This is a genomic window from Streptomyces sp. NBC_00996 (genome assembly GCF_045162675.1).
In the GTDB taxonomy this organism is placed as follows: Bacteria; Actinomycetota; Actinomycetes; order Streptomycetales; family Streptomycetaceae; genus Streptomyces.
In genome coordinates, this window is record NZ_CP108723.1 from 7,728,949 (window position 1) to 7,746,210 (window position 17,262).

A 17,262-nucleotide genomic window follows, 5' to 3' on the forward strand; every position below is an offset into this window, starting at 1 on the left:
CTACATGACCGTTTTGGATGAGGCTGGATCCGCAAGCTCCGCAGGCGAGCCCACGGACGCGCGCGGGCGCGTGGCCGAACTGCACGCGATCCGTGCGGAGGCGCTGCGGGGGCCCAGTGAGAAGGCGACCGAGGCACAGCACGCCAAGGGCAAGCTGACCGCACGGGAGCGCATCGAGCTGCTGCTGGACGCGGGCTCGTTCCAGGAGGTCGAGCAGCTTCGCCGACACCGGGCGACCGGGTTCGGTCTGGAGGCCAAGAAGCCGTACAGCGACGGTGTCATCACCGGCTGGGGCACGGTGGAGGGTCGTACGGTCTTCGTGTACGCGCACGACTTCCGGATCTTCGGCGGCGCGCTGGGCGAGGCCCACGCCACGAAGATCCACAAGATCATGGACATGGCCATCGCGGCCGGTGCGCCGCTGGTCTCCCTGAACGACGGCGCGGGCGCCCGTATCCAGGAGGGCGTCAGCGCCCTCGCCGGCTACGGCGGCATCTTCCAGCGCAACACCAAGGCGTCCGGTGTCATCCCGCAGATCAGCGTGATGCTCGGCCCGTGCGCGGGCGGCGCGGCCTACAGCCCCGCCCTCACGGACTTCGTGTTCATGGTCCGCGACACCTCGCAGATGTTCATCACGGGCCCGGACGTGGTCAAGGCCGTCACCGGCGAGGAGATCACGCAGAACGGTCTGGGCGGCGCCGATGTGCACGCCGAGACGTCGGGCGTCTGCCACTTCGCGTACGACGACGAGGAGACCTGCATCGCCGAGGTGCGCTACCTCCTGTCGATGCTGCCGCAGAACAACCGCGAGAACCCGCCGCATGTGGCCTCCGAGGACCCGGCGGACCGCCGCTCGGACGTCCTGCTGGACCTGGTCCCCGCGGACGGCAACCGTCCCTACGACATGGCGAAGGTCATCGAGGAGCTCGTCGACGACGGTGACTACCTGGAGGTCCACGAGCGCTGGGCCCGCAACATCATCTGCGCGCTGGCCCGCCTCGACGGCCAGGTCGTCGGCATCGTCGCCAACCAGCCGCAGACCCTCGCGGGCGTGCTGGACATCGAGGCTTCCGAAAAAGCTGCGCGCTTTGTCCAGATGTGTGACGCTTTTAACATTCCGATCGTCACCCTCCTGGACGTCCCCGGATTCCTCCCGGGCGTCGACCAGGAGCACGGCGGGATCATTCGGCACGGCGCGAAGCTCCTCTACGCCTACTGCAACGCGACCGTTCCGAGGATCTCGCTCATCCTGCGCAAGGCGTACGGAGGTGCCTACATCGTCATGGACAGCCAGTCCATCGGTGCCGACCTCACCTACGCCTGGCCGACCAACGAGATCGCCGTGATGGGTGCGGAAGGTGCCGCCAACGTCATCTTCCGCCGCCAGATCGCCGAGGCAGCCGATCCCGAGGCGATGCGGGTACGCATGGTCAAGGAGTACAAGGCCGAGCTGATGCACCCGTACTACGCGGCGGAGCGGGGCCTGGTCGACGACGTCATCGACCCGGCGGAAACCCGCGAGGTCCTGATCAAGTCGCTCGCGATGCTGCACACCAAGCACGCGGACCTGCCCTCGCGCAAGCACGGCAACCCCCCGCAGTAACCCTGCGGATCCTCCGCGGCAGCCCCGCGGAAACCTCTCTCACGGAGACTGACACCTATGAGCACCCCTGACATCCGCGTCGAGAAGGGCCACGCCGAGCCCGAGGAAGTCGCCGCCATCACGGCCATCCTCCTGGCCCGCGCGGCCGCCGCTTCCACTGATGCTCCGGTCCACCGCGGCCGCCTCAAGGCCGGCTGGCGCCGCCTGGAGCGCGAGCCCGGCTTCCACGCTCCGCACAGCTGGCACTGACTCTTCCAGCGCACACGGCCCCGTCCTCCTTCGGGAGGGCGGGGCCGTGGTGTTGCGCGGTGCAGTGATGGAAGGCGCGCATGAGCTCGCTGCAGTGGTGGAAGGCGCGCATGAGAACGGCCCCCTTGCCTCCTGAGGGAGGGGTGAGGGCCGTTCTCGGAGTGTGCTGTGCCCGCGCTAGCGAAGGCGCGCCATCAGCGCGTGCTCGACCAGCGTGATCAGCGTCGACTTGGCGTCCGCGCGGTGGCGGGCGTCCGTCGTGATGATCGGGGTGTCGGGGCCGATCTGGAGGGCCTCGCGGACCTCGTCGGGGTTGTACGGCTGGCTGCCGTCGAAGCCGTTGAGGGCGATGACGAAGGGCAGGCCGCTGTTCTCGAAGTAGTCGACCGCGGGGAAGCAGTCGGCGAGACGGCGGGTGTCCACCAGGACGACGGCACCGATGGCGCCACGGACCAGGTCGTCCCACATGAACCAGAAGCGGTCCTGACCGGGGGTGCCGAACAGGTACAGGATCAGGTCCTGGTCCAGGGTGATGCGGCCGAAGTCCATGGCGACGGTGGTCGTCGTCTTGTCTCCGGTGTGCGTGAGGTCGTCGATGCCCGCGGAAGCGGACGTCATGACGGCCTCGGTGCGCAGCGGGTTGATCTCCGAGACGGCGCCGACGAACGTGGTCTTGCCCACGCCGAAGCCGCCCGCCACCACGATCTTCGCGGACGTGGTGGAGCGGGAAGGCCCTCCGCTAGAGCTTGCGAAGTCCACTGAGCACCCTTTCGAGCAATGTCACGGCTGGCTGGCCGCCGGCGCTCTCGTCGCCGCCGGGCTGATGAATGGCGACCAGGCCCGCCTCCGCCAAGTCGGCGACGAGGATCCTGGCCACGCCGAGAGGGATCGTGAGGAGCGCCGAGACTTCGGCGACCGACTTGATCTCCCGGCAGAGGTTGCAGATTCGCTGATGCTCGGGCAGTTGGCCCTGCATCTGGTGCGGCTGCGCGGTGGTGTGCACCAGCGCCTCGATGGCGAGCTGGTAGCGGGGCCTGGTGCGGCCGCCCGTCATGGCGTACGGGCGCACCAGAGGGTTGTTCGACGACCCCGCGGGCGACGGCTCGGGTGAGCGTCGCTGCGGCTGCACAGGCTGGATGCGCGGTGCCGGAGGCTGGTCGTACGGCGAAGGACCGGGACCCTGGGGGCCCTGGGGCGCGTACGGCTGACGCCGGTGGCTGGGCGCGGAGGGGAAGTTGTACCGGTTCGGGTTCTGCGAACCGTCACCCTGGCCGCCCTGCCCCTGGCCGGGGCCGTACGACCAGTTGCCCGAAGACGAACCGCCTGGGGGTGTTGCCACTTTCTCTCCTCCTCCGACTGCGCCGGGCACCCATCACTGTGGGACCGCGTCCCGAAACCTTACGGCCCCGGGACGCCAATACGCACCGTCCGTCTGTTAGTTGAGAAGGCTCCCCTGGAGCTCTGCTCGAAGGTCCGGGGTAAGGACCGTACCCGCACGGTCCACCAGAAGCGCCATCTCGTACCCAATGAGACCGATGTCCGCCTCCGGGTGTGCAAGGACGGCGAGCGAGGAACCATCGGAAACGGACATGATGAAGAGGAATCCCCGCTCCATCTCCACAACTGTCTGGTTCACATGGCCGCCCTCGAAGATGCGGGAGGCGCCCGCGGTCAACGAGGTCAGACCGGACGCGACGGCCGCCAGCTGGTCGGCGCGGTCACGGGGAAAGCCTTCGGACATCGCCAGAAGGAGTCCGTCGGCGGAGACCACCACCGTGTGGGACACCCCGGGGGTGTTGTCCACGAAGTTGGTGATCAACCAGTTCAGGTTCTGTGCCGCCTGGCTCATCGGGCTCACACTAACGCTCCTGGTTGTAGGTGCTGTCAGGACCGAAGCCCTGGCCGTTCGTGTCACTGCTTGCGTTGCGTCCCCGCTGTACGCCGCGGCGCAGGTTGCTCAGCCTGCCCCGGACGTCCTCGGGAGCGCGGGAGACCTGGGGGCCGCCCTGGGGTGTCGATTCCGCTGTTCCCTCGACCAGGTTGGCCTTGGGCACCCGCCGCGGCAGACCGGACGAGGTGACCCCGCCCGCCTTGGGCTTCCGGAGCTGTGCGGCCTGCTGCCACCGGTCGTCGTTGGACGAGCGCCAGTTGCCGTTGCTCTCCGCGGCCGAAGCCGTGGCCGCCGGCGCTGCCTGCTCCCGCTGGTCCACGGGTCGCCGGCCGTTGCCGTTGCCGCCTCCGGTGGATCCGCGGCGGGGCAGTCCGGCGTCGGTCAGCGCGTGGGTGGCGGAGGGGGCCGGTCCCGGACGGGTGAAGCCTACGCGGTCCTGCTCACTCACGTCAGCGGCCTGTGATGATTCCGCTTCCGGAGCGTACTCGGACCGGTACGAGCCCTGGTACGTGTCCTGCTGCGGCCAGTCGTCCTGGTAGGACGGCTCTTCGAAGGCGGAGAACGTCTCCGAGGCGGCACCTCGGGCTCCCGAGTGCTCCTCCTGGACCGGCTCCGCATAACCGGGTTCCGGGTAGCCGCCATTGGACGGGAAGTACGTTTCGTCGTACGACGCCTGCTGCGGTTCGTCGTACGCCGTCTGCTGGTCGTACGTGGTCTGCTGCTCCTCGTACACGCCCTGCCCGTCGCCGTACGCGGGGCCGCCGTCGTACGACGGCCGCCCGTTGTCGTACCCGGGCTGCTGGGCGTCGAAGTCGCTCCGGTAGCCCTGCGGGCCCTCGATGGCCTCCTGGCCCTGTGCCTGTGCCTCCAGGGCCGCGCGGCGCTCGTCACGCATCAGCGAGCGGCCCACGGGGTCCAGATCGCGGATGTCGTCGGGCACTTCGGTGTAGCGGCTGTCGTCGAAGCCGAGCTCCGCGGCGGTGCGCAGCGGCGGCTGCTGCTGCTGCTGACCCCCGAAGTCCTCGCCCTGGAACGCCCGCTGCTCCGGGATGATCTGCGAAACGGTGAACTCGTCGCGCATCGGCTGCTGTTCGCCGCCACCACCGTGGGTGATCGCGTCGGGAAGCATGACCAGCGAGGTGGTACCGGCCTGCTCGCCCGAGGGGCGCAGCTGGACGCGGATGCCGTGCCGGTCGGACAGCCGGCCGACCACGAAGAGGCCCATGCGCTGCGAGATCGCGACGTCCACGGTCGGCGGGTTGGCCAGCTTGTGGTTGATGTCCGCGAAGTCCTCGGCGGTGAGGCCGATGCCCTTGTCGTGGATCTCGACCATGATGCGGCCGTCCGGGAGACGGGTCGCGGTGACGCGGACCTTGGTCTGCGGGGAGGAGAACGTGGTGGCGTTCTCCAGGAGCTCGGCGAGCAGGTGCACGAGGTCGGTCACGGCGCGGCCGTGGATCTCGGCCTCCGGGACGCCGGAGAGCTCGATGCGCTCGTACTGCTCCACCTCGGAGGAGGCGGCGCGCAGCACGTCGACCAGCGGGACCGGCTGGTCCCAGCGGCGGCCGGGCTCCTCGCCGGCGAGGACGAGGAGGTTCTCGCCGTTGCGGCGCATACGGGTCGCGAGGTGGTCCAGGCGGAAGAGGTTCTCCAGCTGGTCCGGGTCGGCCTCGTTGTTCTCCAGGTCGGTGATGAGGGTCAGCTGGCCCTCGATCAGCGACTGGTTGCGGCGCGACAGGTTGGTGAAGATCGCGTTGATGTTCCCTCGCAGCAGGGCCTGCTCGGCGGCCAGTCGGACGGCCTCGCGGTGGACCTGGTCGAAGGCGCGGGCGACTTCGCCGATCTCGTCCGTGCTGGTGATCGGGATGGGCTGCACACGGGTGTCGACGCGGCCCGGATCCGTGCGGGAGAGCTGGTCGACCAGCATCGGCAGACGCTGCTCGGCGACCCCGAAGGCCGCGTTGCGCAGCTGGCGCATCGAGCGGCTCATCTGGCGCGCCACCATGCCGGCCAGGATGAACGCGGCGAGCAGGGCGACCACGACGACGGCACCGGTGATGAAGGCGTCGGTCTTGGCGCTGTCGGAGATGTCCGCGGCCTCGGCCACGGCCTTGTCGGCGAGGTCCGACTCGATCTGGCGGTAGGCGTTGTATTTGGCGGTGTTGACCGCCCACCAGTTCGGCGCGGTGACACCCGTCGAGGCGAGCTCGTCGAGGTCCGTCTGCTGGGGGGACTTGAGCGTCGCCAGGTCCGAGATCATCGTCTTGGGCGGCGGCACGTAGCTGGGGTTCGCGGCGCGGGCCTTCGTGGCCTGGGCCGTGAGGTCCGTCTTGATCTGGGCCTTGGCCGCGTCGAGCTTGTCCGCGTCGGCCTGGGTGCCACCACCGATGTACTCCTCGACGGCGATGCCTTCGAGGTAGGCGTACGAGGAGAGGGCGACGCGCTGGCTGGCGAGGCTGCCGGCGCCGGGGCCCGGCTTGATCAGCATGTGCATGCCGATGGACCGCTCCAGCGACAACGCGGCCTTGGACAGCGAGATCGCGTAGACGGTACGGCCGTAGCTGGTGATGTTTCCGGTGCCCAGGCCGAGCTCGTTGGCGAACTCCATCAGCGGGTGCTGGATCTGGAGGTAGCCCTCTTCGGTCTTCACACCGGTGAGCTGCGAGGAGTACGCGACCTTCCGCAGGGAGCTCAGACCGGGCTCGACCTTGCGGAAGACGCTGAGGCGCCGTTCCAGGCCCGCCGTCTTCGGCATGTTCTGGGCGGCCTCGTCGAAGGCGTCGGCGGCCGCGTCCGTGGCCGCGCGGGCGTTGACGACGGTCGGATCCTTCTGGCCCTGGCCCCCCTTGTTCCTCAGCAGGGGCTCGGCGGTGACGTCACGCTCGACGAACAGCTTGTCGCCGTAGGTCAGTGCCGCCTGCACCAGACGTGCCGTCTTCTCCGCGTCCTGGGCTTCCTGCCAGGTGTCGATCGAGCTCTTCACCTGGAAGCCGCCCATGACAAGGCCGACCGCCACGGGTATGAGCAGGATCGCGTTCAGCCTGGTCGGCACGCGCCAGTTGCGCGGGGAGAAGCGACCGCCGCTCGGCGTGGGCGCCGCCGTGGGCTCCGGGCCGGACACTTGTGCGGGCGCCGCTCCGCGCGGCGGCGGGGTGAAGTTGCCCCGTGCCGACGGCTCGGGACCGTTCTTGCTTCGCCTCACTCGACCAACAACCTCTCGGCGTCGGCACCTACGTTGTGCCGCGGTGTCTCCAGCGCCCTTGACTACTGGGCAGTTCAGCGCATTCCAGCACGTCAGGCGGCGCCCTTCCAAACACTCGGAACCAGGGGTTCCGAGTGATGTAAGCCCCAGATAAAACGGTCATAAAGAGCGAGCCCCGCCAAAAGGCGGGGCTTTTGTGAGCACAGCGGCACCGGGTGACCGCGATGCGTGTCTGTGCCAGCGAAATTCTCTGTCGAAACGTTATGAACACTGTGGCCGACCGTGTCAAATGACACAGTCGGCTCCAGTGCGTCTACGACAACTGCCTTATGGAACTGTCGACTTGGCTACTACCGCAGCCGTGCCATGAGCGCGTGCTCGACCAGCGTGATCAGCGCGCTCTTCGCATCCGCACGGTGTCGGGCGTCCGTCGTGATGATCGGGGCGTCCGGACCGATCTGCAGAGCCTCGCGGACCTCTTCGGGGTTGTACGGCTGGTGCCCGTCGAAGCCGTTGAGGGCGATGACGAAGGGCAGGCCGCTGTTCTCGAAGTAGTCGACCGCGGGGAAGCAGTCGGCGAGACGGCGGGTGTCCACCAGGACCACCGCGCCGATGGCGCCGCGGACCAGGTCGTCCCACATGAACCAGAAGCGGTCCTGGCCCGGCGTACCGAACAGGTACAGGATCAGGTCCTGGTCCAGGGTGATCCTGCCGAAGTCCATGGCCACCGTGGTGGTGGTCTTGTCGCCGGTGTGGGTGAGGTCGTCGATGCCCGCCGAAGCGGACGTCATGACGGCCTCGGTGCGCAGCGGGTTGATCTCCGAGACGGCGCCGACGAACGTGGTCTTGCCGACGCCGAAGCCGCCCGCCACGACGATCTTCGCGGAGGTGGTCGTACGACCTCCGTCAGAGCTTGCGAAGTCCACTGAGCACCCTTTCGAGCAAAGTCACGTCCGGCGCGCCGCCGTTGTTCTCGTCGCCACCCGGCTGATGGATGGCGACGAGTCCGGCCTCCGCGAGGTCCGCGACGAGGATCCGGGCCACACCGAGCGGCATGGACAGGAGGGCCGACACCTCCGCCACCGACTTGACCTCTCGGCAGAGGTGGCAGATCCGCTGGTGCTCGGGGAGCAGCCCCATCAGCTGCGCCGGGTCGGCCGTGGTGCTGATCAGAGCCTCGATGGCGAGCTGGTAGCGCGGCCGGGTCCGGCCGCCGGTCATCGCGTAGGGACGTACCAGCGGCTGGTCGCCCTCGTCCTCGTACGGCTGCGCGTACGGATCATGAGAGGCGGTGGGCGGGGTCATGAATCCTCCGGGCGGGACAGCAAGTCGGTCAGTCGTGCCGTCTGTTGGGGCCGGTGGGGGGATTGTGGCGGCCGGACGGTGATTTCGTGCTGTGGGTAGAACCCAGGGCCGTCAGTGGAGCAGACTTCCCTGTAGTTCGGCGCGCAGGTCCGGCGTGAGCACTGCGCCCGCGCGGTCGACGAGCAGCGCCATCTCGTAGCCGACAAGGCCGATGTCGCACTCCGGGTGGGAGAGAACCGCCAGGGACGATCCGTCCGAGATGGACATCAGAAAGAGAAAGCCGCGTTCCATCTCCACGACCGTCTGGGCCACCGTGCCGCCCTCGAAGATCCGGGATGCCCCGGCCGTCAGCGAGGTGAGCCCGGAAGCGACGGCCGCGAGCTGGTCGGCGCGGTCACGGGGGAAGCCTTCGGACAGTGCCAGAAGGAGTCCGTCGGCGGACACGACGACGGTGTGGGACACCCCGGGGGTGTTGTCCACAAAGTTGGTGATCAACCAGTTGAGGTTCTGTGCCGCCTGGCTCATCGGGCTCAACTAACGCTCCTGCTGGTGAGTGGGGCTGGGGAAGCTGCCGGTCTGGCCGTTGGGAGCGGCCTGTCGACCTTGCTGAATGCCCCTACGGAGATTGGTCAGCCGGCCGCGTACGTCATCAGGCGAACGCGAGACCTGCGGACCGGTTTGGTGCTGTTGCTGCTGTGCCGTGCCCGCGACGAGGTTGGCTCGCGGGACGCGGCGCGGCAGGCCTGAGGTGGTGACCCCGCCCGCCGACGGCTGACGGACGCGTTCTGCCTGCCGGACGAGGTCGTCGTTCGGCGAGCTGCGCCAGGAGGCCTGGGCGGCGGGGGCCGGTGCGGCAGCCGGCCGCTGCGGAGCCGAGGGAGCCTGCGGCTGCTGCTGCGCGGCCTGTGGCGAACCCTGGGAACCATTGTGGTGAGCACCGTTGGCGGGGGCGCCGTTCGCCTGACCGTGGAACCAGTTGGTCTCCAGCGTGTCGTACAGCGGCGTACGTCCGTCACCGGGGCCCGACGCCGGCGGCAGCGCCTCGGGCTCCTGCGGGCGGGCGGGCCGCTGCTGCGGCTGCGGACGCTGCGGGGCCGGCTGCCGGGGAGCGCCGAAGTCGGCGTTGTCCCGGCCGGTGCCCTGCTGCGGCCGCTCGAACTGGCCGGTGGACGACGGGTCCTGGCGGTTGCCGTACCCGGGCGTCGCGAACTGGCCGGTGGACGACGGGTCCTGGCCGTAACCCGGCCGGGCGAACTGACCCGTGGACGACGGATCCTGGGAGGCGCCGTAGCCCGGGGTGGCGAACTGGCCCGTGCTGGTGGACGGGTTGGAGGTGCCGAACACGTCGGGGCGGACGAACTGCCCGGTGTTCTGGCCGAAGTTCTGCGGCGCACTCGCACCGGGGCGCGGGGCGTCGAAGTCGGGTCGGGCGAACTCGGACGTCGAGCCGGGACCCTGGCGGTCATCGATCCGGGGGATCTCCGAGGTGGCACCCGGACCCTGACGGTCGTCGATCCGCGGCATGCGCGAGGTGGCGTCGGACTCCTCGTGGCCACGCGGCGTGTCGAGGGACGTGCGCGGCACCGGCGGCTGCGCGTTGTCGTCGCTCCAACTCGGCGTGCGGGGCTGCGGGTCGGCACCGGGCAGCTCGGCGCGCGCACCACCACGGCCCGGCAGCTGCGGCCGACGACGGCTGCCCTTGCCGCCCGACGGCTGCTTCGGCGCGGGCGCGGCCGTGGGACCATTGTCACCGAAGCCGCTCTGACGGTTACCGGATCCGCTCCGGCCCGCCCCGGGTCCGTCACCCAAGCCCTGCGGCGTACCGGTCCCGGCGGCGTGGAGACCCTGCGGGCCACCCGGCGTGCTCTGCCCGAAGGCACCGGCACCGGCCGGAGCCGGCCGGCCCTGCTGCGGGTTCCCCGGACCCTGCGGGCCACGTGCTCCGCCCGGAGCACCCGGGCGATTGCCCTGGTTGCCGCCCGGCAGCGCGGGGCCGCCCTGGTTGCTTCCTGGCAGTGCCGCCCGCGGACCCTGGCCCGCGCCGACCTGTCCGCGCTGCGGCGGGGCGCCGAGACGGCCACCGCCGGTTGGGGGAGCACCGGCACCGAGCGAGGGACCGCCCTGCGAACCGCCTCCGTGACGGGCCGCGGCGACACCGGCCGAGGCCTGTGCGGCGGCCGGACCACCGCTGCCCGGACCGCCCTGGCCCGGCTTGCCCGGAGCCTTCTTACCGCCCTGGGCGACGTCGACGGGCAGCATGACCAGCGCGGTCGTACCACCGGAGTCGGACGGACGCAGCTGGATGCGGATGCCATGGCGCTGCGACAGACGACCGACCACGAAGAGGCCCATGCGGCGGGAGACGGAGACGTCCACGGTGGGCGGCGAGGCGAGCCGCTCGTTGATCGCCGCGAGGTCCTCGGGGGACAGGCCGATTCCGGTGTCGTGGATCTCGATCAGGACGCGGCCGTCGGGCAGCGCGTGACCGGTGACCTTGACCTTGGTCTGCGGTGAGGAGAAGGAGGTCGCGTTCTCGAGCAGCTCTGCGAGCAGGTGCACGAGGTCGTTGACGACACGCCCTGCGACCTCGGTGGTCGGAACCGCGGCCAGCTCGATGCGCTCGTACTGCTCCACCTCGGAGGCGGCGGCACGGAGCACGTCGACCAGCGGGACCGGACGGGTCCAACGGCGGCCGGGCTCTTCACCGGCGAGGACGAGGAGGTTCTCGCCGTTACGGCGCATGCGGGTCGCGAGGTGGTCGAGCTTGAACAGCGAGGACAGCTGGTCCGGGTCGGCCTCGCGGGACTCCAGCTCGGAGATCAGCGAGAGCTGACGCTGGATAAGACCCTGGGAGCGGCGCGAGAGGTTGGTGAACATCGCGTTGACGTTGCCCCGGAGGAGGGCCTGCTCGGCGGCGAGTCGTACGGCCTCGCGGTGCACGTCGTCGAAGGCCGCGGCCACCTGGCCGATCTCGTCCCGGGAGTGCACACCGACCGACTCGACGGAGGTGTCGACGTCCTGCGGGTCCGACTCCGACAGCTGCTTGACCAGCTCGGGCAGCCGGTCCTGGGCGACCTTGGTCGCGGTGTCCTGCAGGCGGCGCAGCGAACGGATCATGGAGCGGGCCACCACGAAGGCGCCGATGAGCGAGACACCGAGCACGAGGAGGATCAGCGCACCCGAGATGATCGCTTCGCTCTCGGACTGGTTGCGCAGCTCACGCGCCTTCTGCTCCATCTGACCGAGCAGCGTGGTCTCGATCTTCGACATCTGCTGGATCTTGAAGGTGTCGTCGTCGACCCAGTCCTTGTACGAGCGCTTGGTCTGGGTCCTGAGACCCTGCGGGCCGCCCAGCACGCGCGTCGCGTACTTATCGGCCTGCTCGATCGTCGGGTTGCCGCCCTCGATGGGCGCGAGGAGGTCGGCGAAGCCGCTTCCGTAGATGCTCTTGAAGCCGCTGATCTCGGAATCCTGGCTCTCCTGTGCGGAGAGCGCGTACTGCCGGTCGTTCTCCGACAGCGTGCCGAAGGTCGTCGGGCGCTCAGGCAGCGCGGCTGCGATCACGGCCCGCTGGACGGAGGCGTATTCCTTGGCAGAGGAGAAGGCGGACAGCGCGCGGGTGCGCTGGATCATCTCCGGGTTGCTGGTCGCCTCGGCCATGTCCTGCGAGAGTGCGAGCAGCTGGGTGACGAGGCGGTGGTAGGCCTCGACCGTCTGCGTCGAGTTCTTGGGATCGGAGTAGGCCTCCTTGCGGATGCTGCCGAGCTTGAGCAGCTCACCCGCGATGCCGACCAGGCTGTCCCGGACGCCGGAGAGCTGCCCGTTCGCCGTGGCGTCGTCGATCTCCTGGGTGCCCTCGAGGAAGTGCCTCTTGGCGATGTCCGTCGCGTCGCGGGCGCCCTTGACCGTGTAGTCGTTGGCCGTGGCGCCGTGCGCGAGGGGACCCGCGGACAGGTCGCGCTCCTTCTGGAGCGCGGCGGCGAGCTCGGTCGCCTGCTGGGTCATGTCCGTCAGCAGCTTCATGTTGTCCAGCTGCTGAATGCTGTCCATGTTGTCGTTGATGCGCAGCGCACCGAGCGAGGTCGCGGCGACCACGGGGAGCGCGAGCAGCGAGACCAGGCGCGTCGAAATGCGCCAGTTGCGCAGCGCTATTCGCATGCCGGGGCCCGTCGGCTTCGTGGCCGGTGTGGCGGGAGCCTTGGGCTTGGCGCCGGCGCGAGCGGAGTGTTCACCGCCGCCGCCGACCTCTGCCGGTCCCGGGTTCTGGGCGTGCTGGGGCGAGGAACCGCGGTCGGTCCCGCCGTGCGGCTCCGGCTCCGCCGAAGCGCTGCCATCCCTCTTGAAACGTCCCTGCACTAGCGTCGCAACCTCTGGACCAGGCGCCCCTCCGCGAAAACGGCGGGACGGTGTCGGCGTCGTACAGGGGCGCAGATGCGCCCCCTGGTGGTCGTGAGTGACCGGCGCAGGCTCCCCCTTCCCGCCGCCACTCGGCGCTGCGTTGCGCCCCTGCGCGCCGGTTTTCGATCCCGCGGCGGTCCGTGGAATTCCAGCACAGTGCCGGATCTCCAACAAGGCCCGAGTACCAGGCTGTGACCTCCGTGACAGCTTGTGAGTGCTGCGTTACGAGACGTAGAAAGTGATCTCGTACATAACGGGCTTATGCCTACGAGGTGTTGTGGTGTGCGGGGTGTCCCAGTCGCCATGATCAGGAGCGGAATGTCTGCTTCAGTCGGGCAATGTCCGTTTCGCCGGGTCGGGTTGGGGGCCTGAATTGACCGGATTGCCTGCTAGTAAGTGAGGAAACTCACACGGCGATCATGGCGTCTTCACGGCTTCGCCAGGGAACTGCATGTTTAGCCTGTCGCTTTACAGGGATGGCAAATCCGACAACCCGCGCCGGCATCGGGGCCTTTGAGCCCACCCGGCGCCCAGGACGACAAGGTCGAGTACAACAGTGAAGACGACGATGATGTTCCGCAACATAGCCAACCCGCGACGCACCACGCTGGCGCACCTCGAGGACGCCGACGAGCTGCAGACGCAGGAGCAGCCGGAGCACTCGGTCGACCTCCCCGCCCAGACCGCCAACCCCCGCCGGACCATCCTGATGGAAGCCCCGGTCATGGCCTCCGTCGCGGAGTAGTACGCACACACTCCGCCGCGCGCTCACCGTGCCGGTCGATATACGCGAAGCTCGCACCCCTCCCCGCGTTAGCCTGGAGCGTCAGACTTCAGCCAGCTCAGTGAGGGGCGCAAGGATCCCGTGCGCATCGCCAGGTTCTCCATCGACGGCAACGTCGCTTTCGGCGCGGTCGAGGGTGACAAGCCGGACGAGCTCGTCCTCGACATCATCAAGGGCATCCCGTTCGCGGACTTCGAGCTCTCCGGTACGAAGGTCCCGCTGAGCAAGGTCAGGCTGCTGCCGCCGGTGCTCCCGAACAAGGTGGTGGCCTTCGGCCGCAACTACGCGGAGCACGCGAAGGAGCTCGGCAACGAGGTGCCCGACGCCCCGTTCGCCTTCTTCAAGCCGTCGACCTCGGTGATCGGCCCCGGCGACGACATCCAGTACCCGTCCTTCTCGAACGAGCTGCACCACGAGGCCGAGCTCGCCGTGGTCATCGGCCGCATGTGCCGTGAGGTCCCGCGCGAGCGCGTCAAGGACGTGATCCTGGGCTACACCTGCGCGAACGACATCACCGCGCGCGACGTCCAGAAGCGCGAGAAGCAGTGGGCGCGGGCCAAGGGCTTCGACAGCTCCTGCCCGCTCGGCCCCTGGGTGGAGACGGACCTCGACCCGAGCGACCTCACCATCCAGCTCACGGTCAATGGCCGGCAGCGACAGCTCGGCCGCACCAGCGAGATGATCCACTCCATCGAGGATCTGATCGTGAACATCACCGAGGCCATGACGCTGCTCCCCGGCGACGTGATCCTCACGGGCACCCCGGCCGGAGTCGGCCCCCTGAACGTCGGCGACGAGGTCGCCGTCACCATCGAAGGCATCGGCACTCTCACCAACAAGGTGATCAAGCGTGGCTAACGCGAACTCCCCCAAGTCCTCGACTCCGCTCGGACAGGGGGTGCCCCCACGCGTACGTTTCTGTCCCTCCCCGACCGGCAACCCCCACGTGGGCCTGGTCCGCACCGCCCTGTTCAACTGGGCGTTCGCCCGGCACAACGAAGGCACCCTGGTCTTCCGCATCGAGGACACCGACGCGGCCCGCGACTCCGAGGAGTCGTACAACCAGCTGCTCGACGCGATGCGCTGGCTGGGCTTCGACTGGGACGAGGGACCCGAGGTCGGCGGCCCGCACGCGCCCTATCGCCAGTCGCAGCGCATGGACATCTACCAGGACGTCGCGCGAAAGCTCCTGGACGCCGGGCACGCGTACCACTGCTACTGCTCGACGGAGGAGCTCGACGCTCGCCGTGACGCCGCCCGTGCCGCCGGCAAGCCGTCCGGCTACGACGGCCACTGCCGCGACCTGAGCGCCGAGCAGCAGGCCGCCTACGAGGCCGAGGGCCGGGAGCCCATCGTCCGCTTCCGCATGCCCGACGAGACGATCACCTTCACGGACCTGGTCCGCGGCGAGATCACGTACCTCCCGGAGAACGTCCCGGACTACGGAATCGTGCGAGCCAACGGCGCGCCGCTGTACACGCTGGTCAACCCGGTCGACGACGCCCTGATGGAGATCACCCACGTCCTGCGCGGCGAGGACCTGCTCTCCTCCACCCCGCGTCAGATCGCCCTGTACAAGGCGCTGACCGAGCTGGGTATCGCCAAGGAGACCCCGGCCTTCGGCCACCTCCCGTACGTGATGGGCGAGGGCAACAAGAAGCTCTCCAAGCGCGACCCGCAGTCCTCGCTCAACCTGTACAGGGAGCGCGGTTTCCTCCCCGAGGGCCTGCTCAACTACCTGTCGCTGCTCGGCTGGTCGCTCTCGGCGGACCGCGACATCTTCTCCATCGACGAGATGGTCGCCGCCTTCGACGTCGCGGACGTGAACCCGAACCCGGCCCGCTTCGACCTGAAGAAGGCCGAGGCGATCAACGCCGACCACATCCGCCTGCTCGACGTGAAGGAATTCACGGAGCGCTGCGCCCCCTGGCTGCGGGCCCCGTTCGCCCCGTGGGCGCCGGAGGACTTCGACGAGACCAAGTGGCAGGCGATCGCCCCGCACGCCCAGTCGCGCCTGAAGGTCCTCTCCGAGATCACCGAGAACGTGGACTTCCTGTTCCTGGCCGAGCCCGTCCACGACGAGGCGTCCTGGTCGAAGGCGATGAAGGAGGGCTCGGCCGAGCTGCTGAGCACGGCCCGCGCCAAGCTGCTCCAGGCCGACTGGGCCGGCCCGGAGTCGCTGAAGGACGCCGTCCTCGCGGCCGGCGAGGAGCACGGCCTCAAGCTCGGCAAGGCCCAGGCCCCGGTCCGTGTCGCGGTGACGGGCCGCACGGTCGGTCTGCCGCTGTTCGAGTCCCTGCAGGTCCTGGGCCAGGAGAAGACGATCGCGCGCATCGACGCGGCGCTGGCGAAGCTGCCGGTGTAGTCACAGCGCAAGCACTGCGCGTACCCGCATGGCGTACGCACAGGGGGCGGCGTCCGGTTCGGACGCCGCCCCCTTCGTATGCACCGAGCCGTCACCCGGAGTTCACCCGTCCAGTGAACTCCCGCTCCCGCAGCAGAAGTTGTACGTCCTCTGCGCGCATGATGCGTGTGTTCATCATGTTTCAGGGGGGAACGTGACCCGTTCACGAAGACTTGCCGCACTGGCCCTCGGCGGGGCCGTGGCGCTGACGTGCTCCGCGCCGACCGCGCCCGCACAGGCCGCGCGGGGCGCCGACACTCCGGTCGCCACCGCGCAGCTGAGCCTGACCGTGCCGACCGAGGTCGGTTATCGGTGGGCGGGAGCCTGCAGACCCGCCGCAGCCCCACACTGCAGCCCACGACGTGCCTCACCGGCGACGCCGCGTGCCCCCAGCTCGAAGCGCTGGGTGACGGCAGGATCGCGTACCTGTGGGCCGACGCAAACGGTCAGGAGTCCGTGAGCGTCGTCGGGCTCGACACGAGCACCATCGCCACCGAGCCCACCGGGGACTCGGCCGGCCGCCTGGGCACCGGCTCCGGGCGCTACGTCCTGTACAACGGCGGCACCCCCGGCAGCCAGAAGGTCGCCGACTTCCCGCGTGGCGCAGCCGGCGAGACCGCGCTCGACCGTACTCGGACCGCCGCCGCGATCTGGGGCCGGCGCCTGTGGATTCCCGGCAGCACCCAGGGCGGCGTGGTCGCGTACGACCTGAAGGCCAAGAAGAACGTCGCCACCGTCGACACCGGTGCCCCCTGCACGCCCACCGAGACCCAGGCCGTCAATACCTGGCTGTACTGGTCCTGCGGCTCGGCCGGCCCCGCCGGCGTCTACGACCGCGCGGCCGGCCGCGCCATCACGGTCCCGGCCGGGCAGGGCCGCCTCGCCGACGGCTATCTGATCCGCGAGAACCGCACCACGCACGAGCTGCTGCTCACCGACTTCCACACCGGTACGGCGACCACCCGGACCGTCGCCGTGCTGCCCAGCGCGGACCAGAACACCGGCGGCAACACCGGGCGCTGGGCCGTCGACCGCTTCGGCGGCAATGTCGCCTACCTGACGCAGCAGGGCCAAGTGGCGATCGTCTCCGCGGGCGTCCCCACCTCGCCGCTCGCGCAGACGGAGGCGCAGACCGACCCCCAGCCGGGCGGCTCCAGCGCCTCCAACCCGTGGCGGCCCGTGTGGCAGCTGAACAAGCCGTCGGCCTGGACGCTGACCCTGAGCAACACGGCGGGCGCCGTCGTGCGCACCCTGACCGGCGCCTCAACCGCCGGCGCGGTCCGTGCCTCCTGGAACGCCCAGAACGACTCCGGTAACAATGTGCCGCGCGGCACGTACACCTGGAAGCTCACCGCCGCGCCGCGCGACGGCCAAGGGCCCGACCTGGCCCTGACCGGAACGACAACCGTGAACTGAACGACACGCC

Annotated in this window: 14 protein-coding genes; 6 read left to right on the forward strand and 8 right to left on the reverse strand. The window is 69.5% G+C overall.

Annotation, left to right across the window (positions count from 1 at the left end; translation table 11 throughout):
• The first annotated feature begins 4 nt into the window (after positions 1–4).
• The gene (locus tag OG390_RS36205; RefSeq protein ID WP_399081171.1) at positions 5–1,603 is read left to right on the forward strand and encodes an acyl-CoA carboxylase subunit beta; all 1,599 of its coding nucleotides are present in this window, start codon (positions 5–7) and stop codon (positions 1,601–1,603) included.
• Between the two features lie 57 nt (positions 1,604–1,660).
• A complete protein-coding gene (locus tag OG390_RS36210; RefSeq protein WP_406173775.1) occupies positions 1,661–1,852 on the forward strand; it encodes an acyl-CoA carboxylase subunit epsilon in 192 nt (63 codons plus the stop codon).
• Positions 1,853–2,029: 177 nt separating this feature from the next.
• On the opposite strand, the gene OG390_RS36215 is transcribed toward OG390_RS36210, so the two are convergent.
• The 8 genes from OG390_RS36215 to OG390_RS36250 form a co-directional block, all read right to left on the reverse strand.
• Positions 2,030–2,611, reverse strand: coding sequence for an ATP/GTP-binding protein (locus OG390_RS36215; RefSeq protein WP_161225504.1), 582 nt, complete (start codon positions 2,609–2,611; stop codon positions 2,030–2,032).
• Positions 2,592–3,191 carry a DUF742 domain-containing protein gene (locus OG390_RS36220; RefSeq protein WP_406173777.1) on the reverse strand — a complete coding sequence of 200 codons (600 nt, stop codon included), beginning with the start codon at positions 3,189–3,191 and terminating at the stop codon, positions 2,592–2,594. Before OG390_RS36220 ends, OG390_RS36215 begins: the two co-directional genes overlap by 20 nt.
• A gap of 96 nt (positions 3,192–3,287) precedes the next feature.
• Entirely contained in the window at positions 3,288–3,701 is a 414-nt protein-coding gene (locus tag OG390_RS36225) for a roadblock/LC7 domain-containing protein (protein ID WP_054219305.1), read from the reverse strand.
• 10 nt (positions 3,702–3,711) lie between these two features.
• A complete protein-coding gene (locus tag OG390_RS36230) occupies positions 3,712–6,945 on the reverse strand; it encodes a nitrate- and nitrite sensing domain-containing protein (RefSeq protein WP_406173780.1) in 3,234 nt (1,077 codons plus the stop codon).
• A 350-nt stretch (positions 6,946–7,295) separates the two neighbouring features.
• Complete coding sequence (locus OG390_RS36235) at positions 7,296–7,871, reverse strand: ATP/GTP-binding protein (RefSeq protein WP_054235412.1); 576 nt, start codon at positions 7,869–7,871, stop codon at positions 7,296–7,298.
• Positions 7,852–8,250: a DUF742 domain-containing protein gene (locus OG390_RS36240; protein ID WP_095936861.1), complete on the reverse strand. Its 399-nt coding sequence runs from the start codon at positions 8,248–8,250 to the stop codon at positions 7,852–7,854. Before OG390_RS36240 ends, OG390_RS36235 begins: the two co-directional genes overlap by 20 nt.
• 111 nt (positions 8,251–8,361) lie before the next feature.
• Entirely contained in the window at positions 8,362–8,775 is a 414-nt protein-coding gene (locus OG390_RS36245) for a roadblock/LC7 domain-containing protein (RefSeq protein ID WP_037764993.1), read from the reverse strand.
• Positions 8,776–8,784: 9 nt separating this feature from the next.
• On the reverse strand, positions 8,785–12,606 hold the full coding sequence (locus tag OG390_RS36250; protein ID WP_406173782.1) for a nitrate- and nitrite sensing domain-containing protein: 3,822 nt from the start codon (positions 12,604–12,606) through the stop codon (positions 8,785–8,787).
• A 598-nt stretch (positions 12,607–13,204) separates the two neighbouring features.
• Between OG390_RS36250 and OG390_RS36255 the strand changes: the two genes are divergently transcribed.
• From OG390_RS36255 to OG390_RS36270, 4 genes are all read left to right on the forward strand, one after another.
• Entirely contained in the window at positions 13,205–13,393 is a 189-nt protein-coding gene (locus OG390_RS36255; RefSeq protein WP_399081159.1) for a hypothetical protein, read from the forward strand.
• A gap of 120 nt (positions 13,394–13,513) precedes the next feature.
• A complete protein-coding gene (locus OG390_RS36260; protein ID WP_406173784.1) occupies positions 13,514–14,290 on the forward strand; it encodes a fumarylacetoacetate hydrolase family protein in 777 nt (258 codons plus the stop codon).
• Positions 14,283–15,797: a glutamate--tRNA ligase gene (gene gltX / locus OG390_RS36265; RefSeq protein WP_406173786.1), complete on the forward strand. Its 1,515-nt coding sequence runs from the start codon at positions 14,283–14,285 to the stop codon at positions 15,795–15,797. The genes OG390_RS36260 and gltX overlap by 8 nt, the downstream gene beginning before the upstream one ends.
• Positions 15,798–16,148: 351 nt before the next feature.
• On the forward strand, positions 16,149–17,252 hold the full coding sequence (locus tag OG390_RS36270; RefSeq protein ID WP_406173787.1) for a FlgD immunoglobulin-like domain containing protein: 1,104 nt from the start codon (positions 16,149–16,151) through the stop codon (positions 17,250–17,252).
• The last annotated feature ends 10 nt before the right edge of the window (positions 17,253–17,262 follow it).

Bases quoted from the DNA above. Each gene is read 5' to 3' on its own strand.
- OG390_RS36205 (WP_399081171.1), top strand. From the start codon at position 5: ATGACCGTTTTGGATGAGGCTGGATCCGCAAGCTCCGCAGGCGAGCCC.
- OG390_RS36210 (WP_406173775.1), top strand. From the start codon at position 1,661: ATGAGCACCCCTGACATCCGCGTCGAGAAGGGCCACGCCGAGCCCGAG.
- OG390_RS36225 (WP_054219305.1), bottom strand. From the start codon at position 3,701: ATGAGCCAGGCGGCACAGAACCTGAACTGGTTGATCACCAACTTCGTG.
- OG390_RS36240 (WP_095936861.1), bottom strand. From the start codon at position 8,250: ATGACCCCGCCCACCGCCTCTCATGATCCGTACGCGCAGCCGTACGAG.
- OG390_RS36245 (WP_037764993.1), bottom strand. From the start codon at position 8,775: ATGAGCCAGGCGGCACAGAACCTCAACTGGTTGATCACCAACTTTGTG.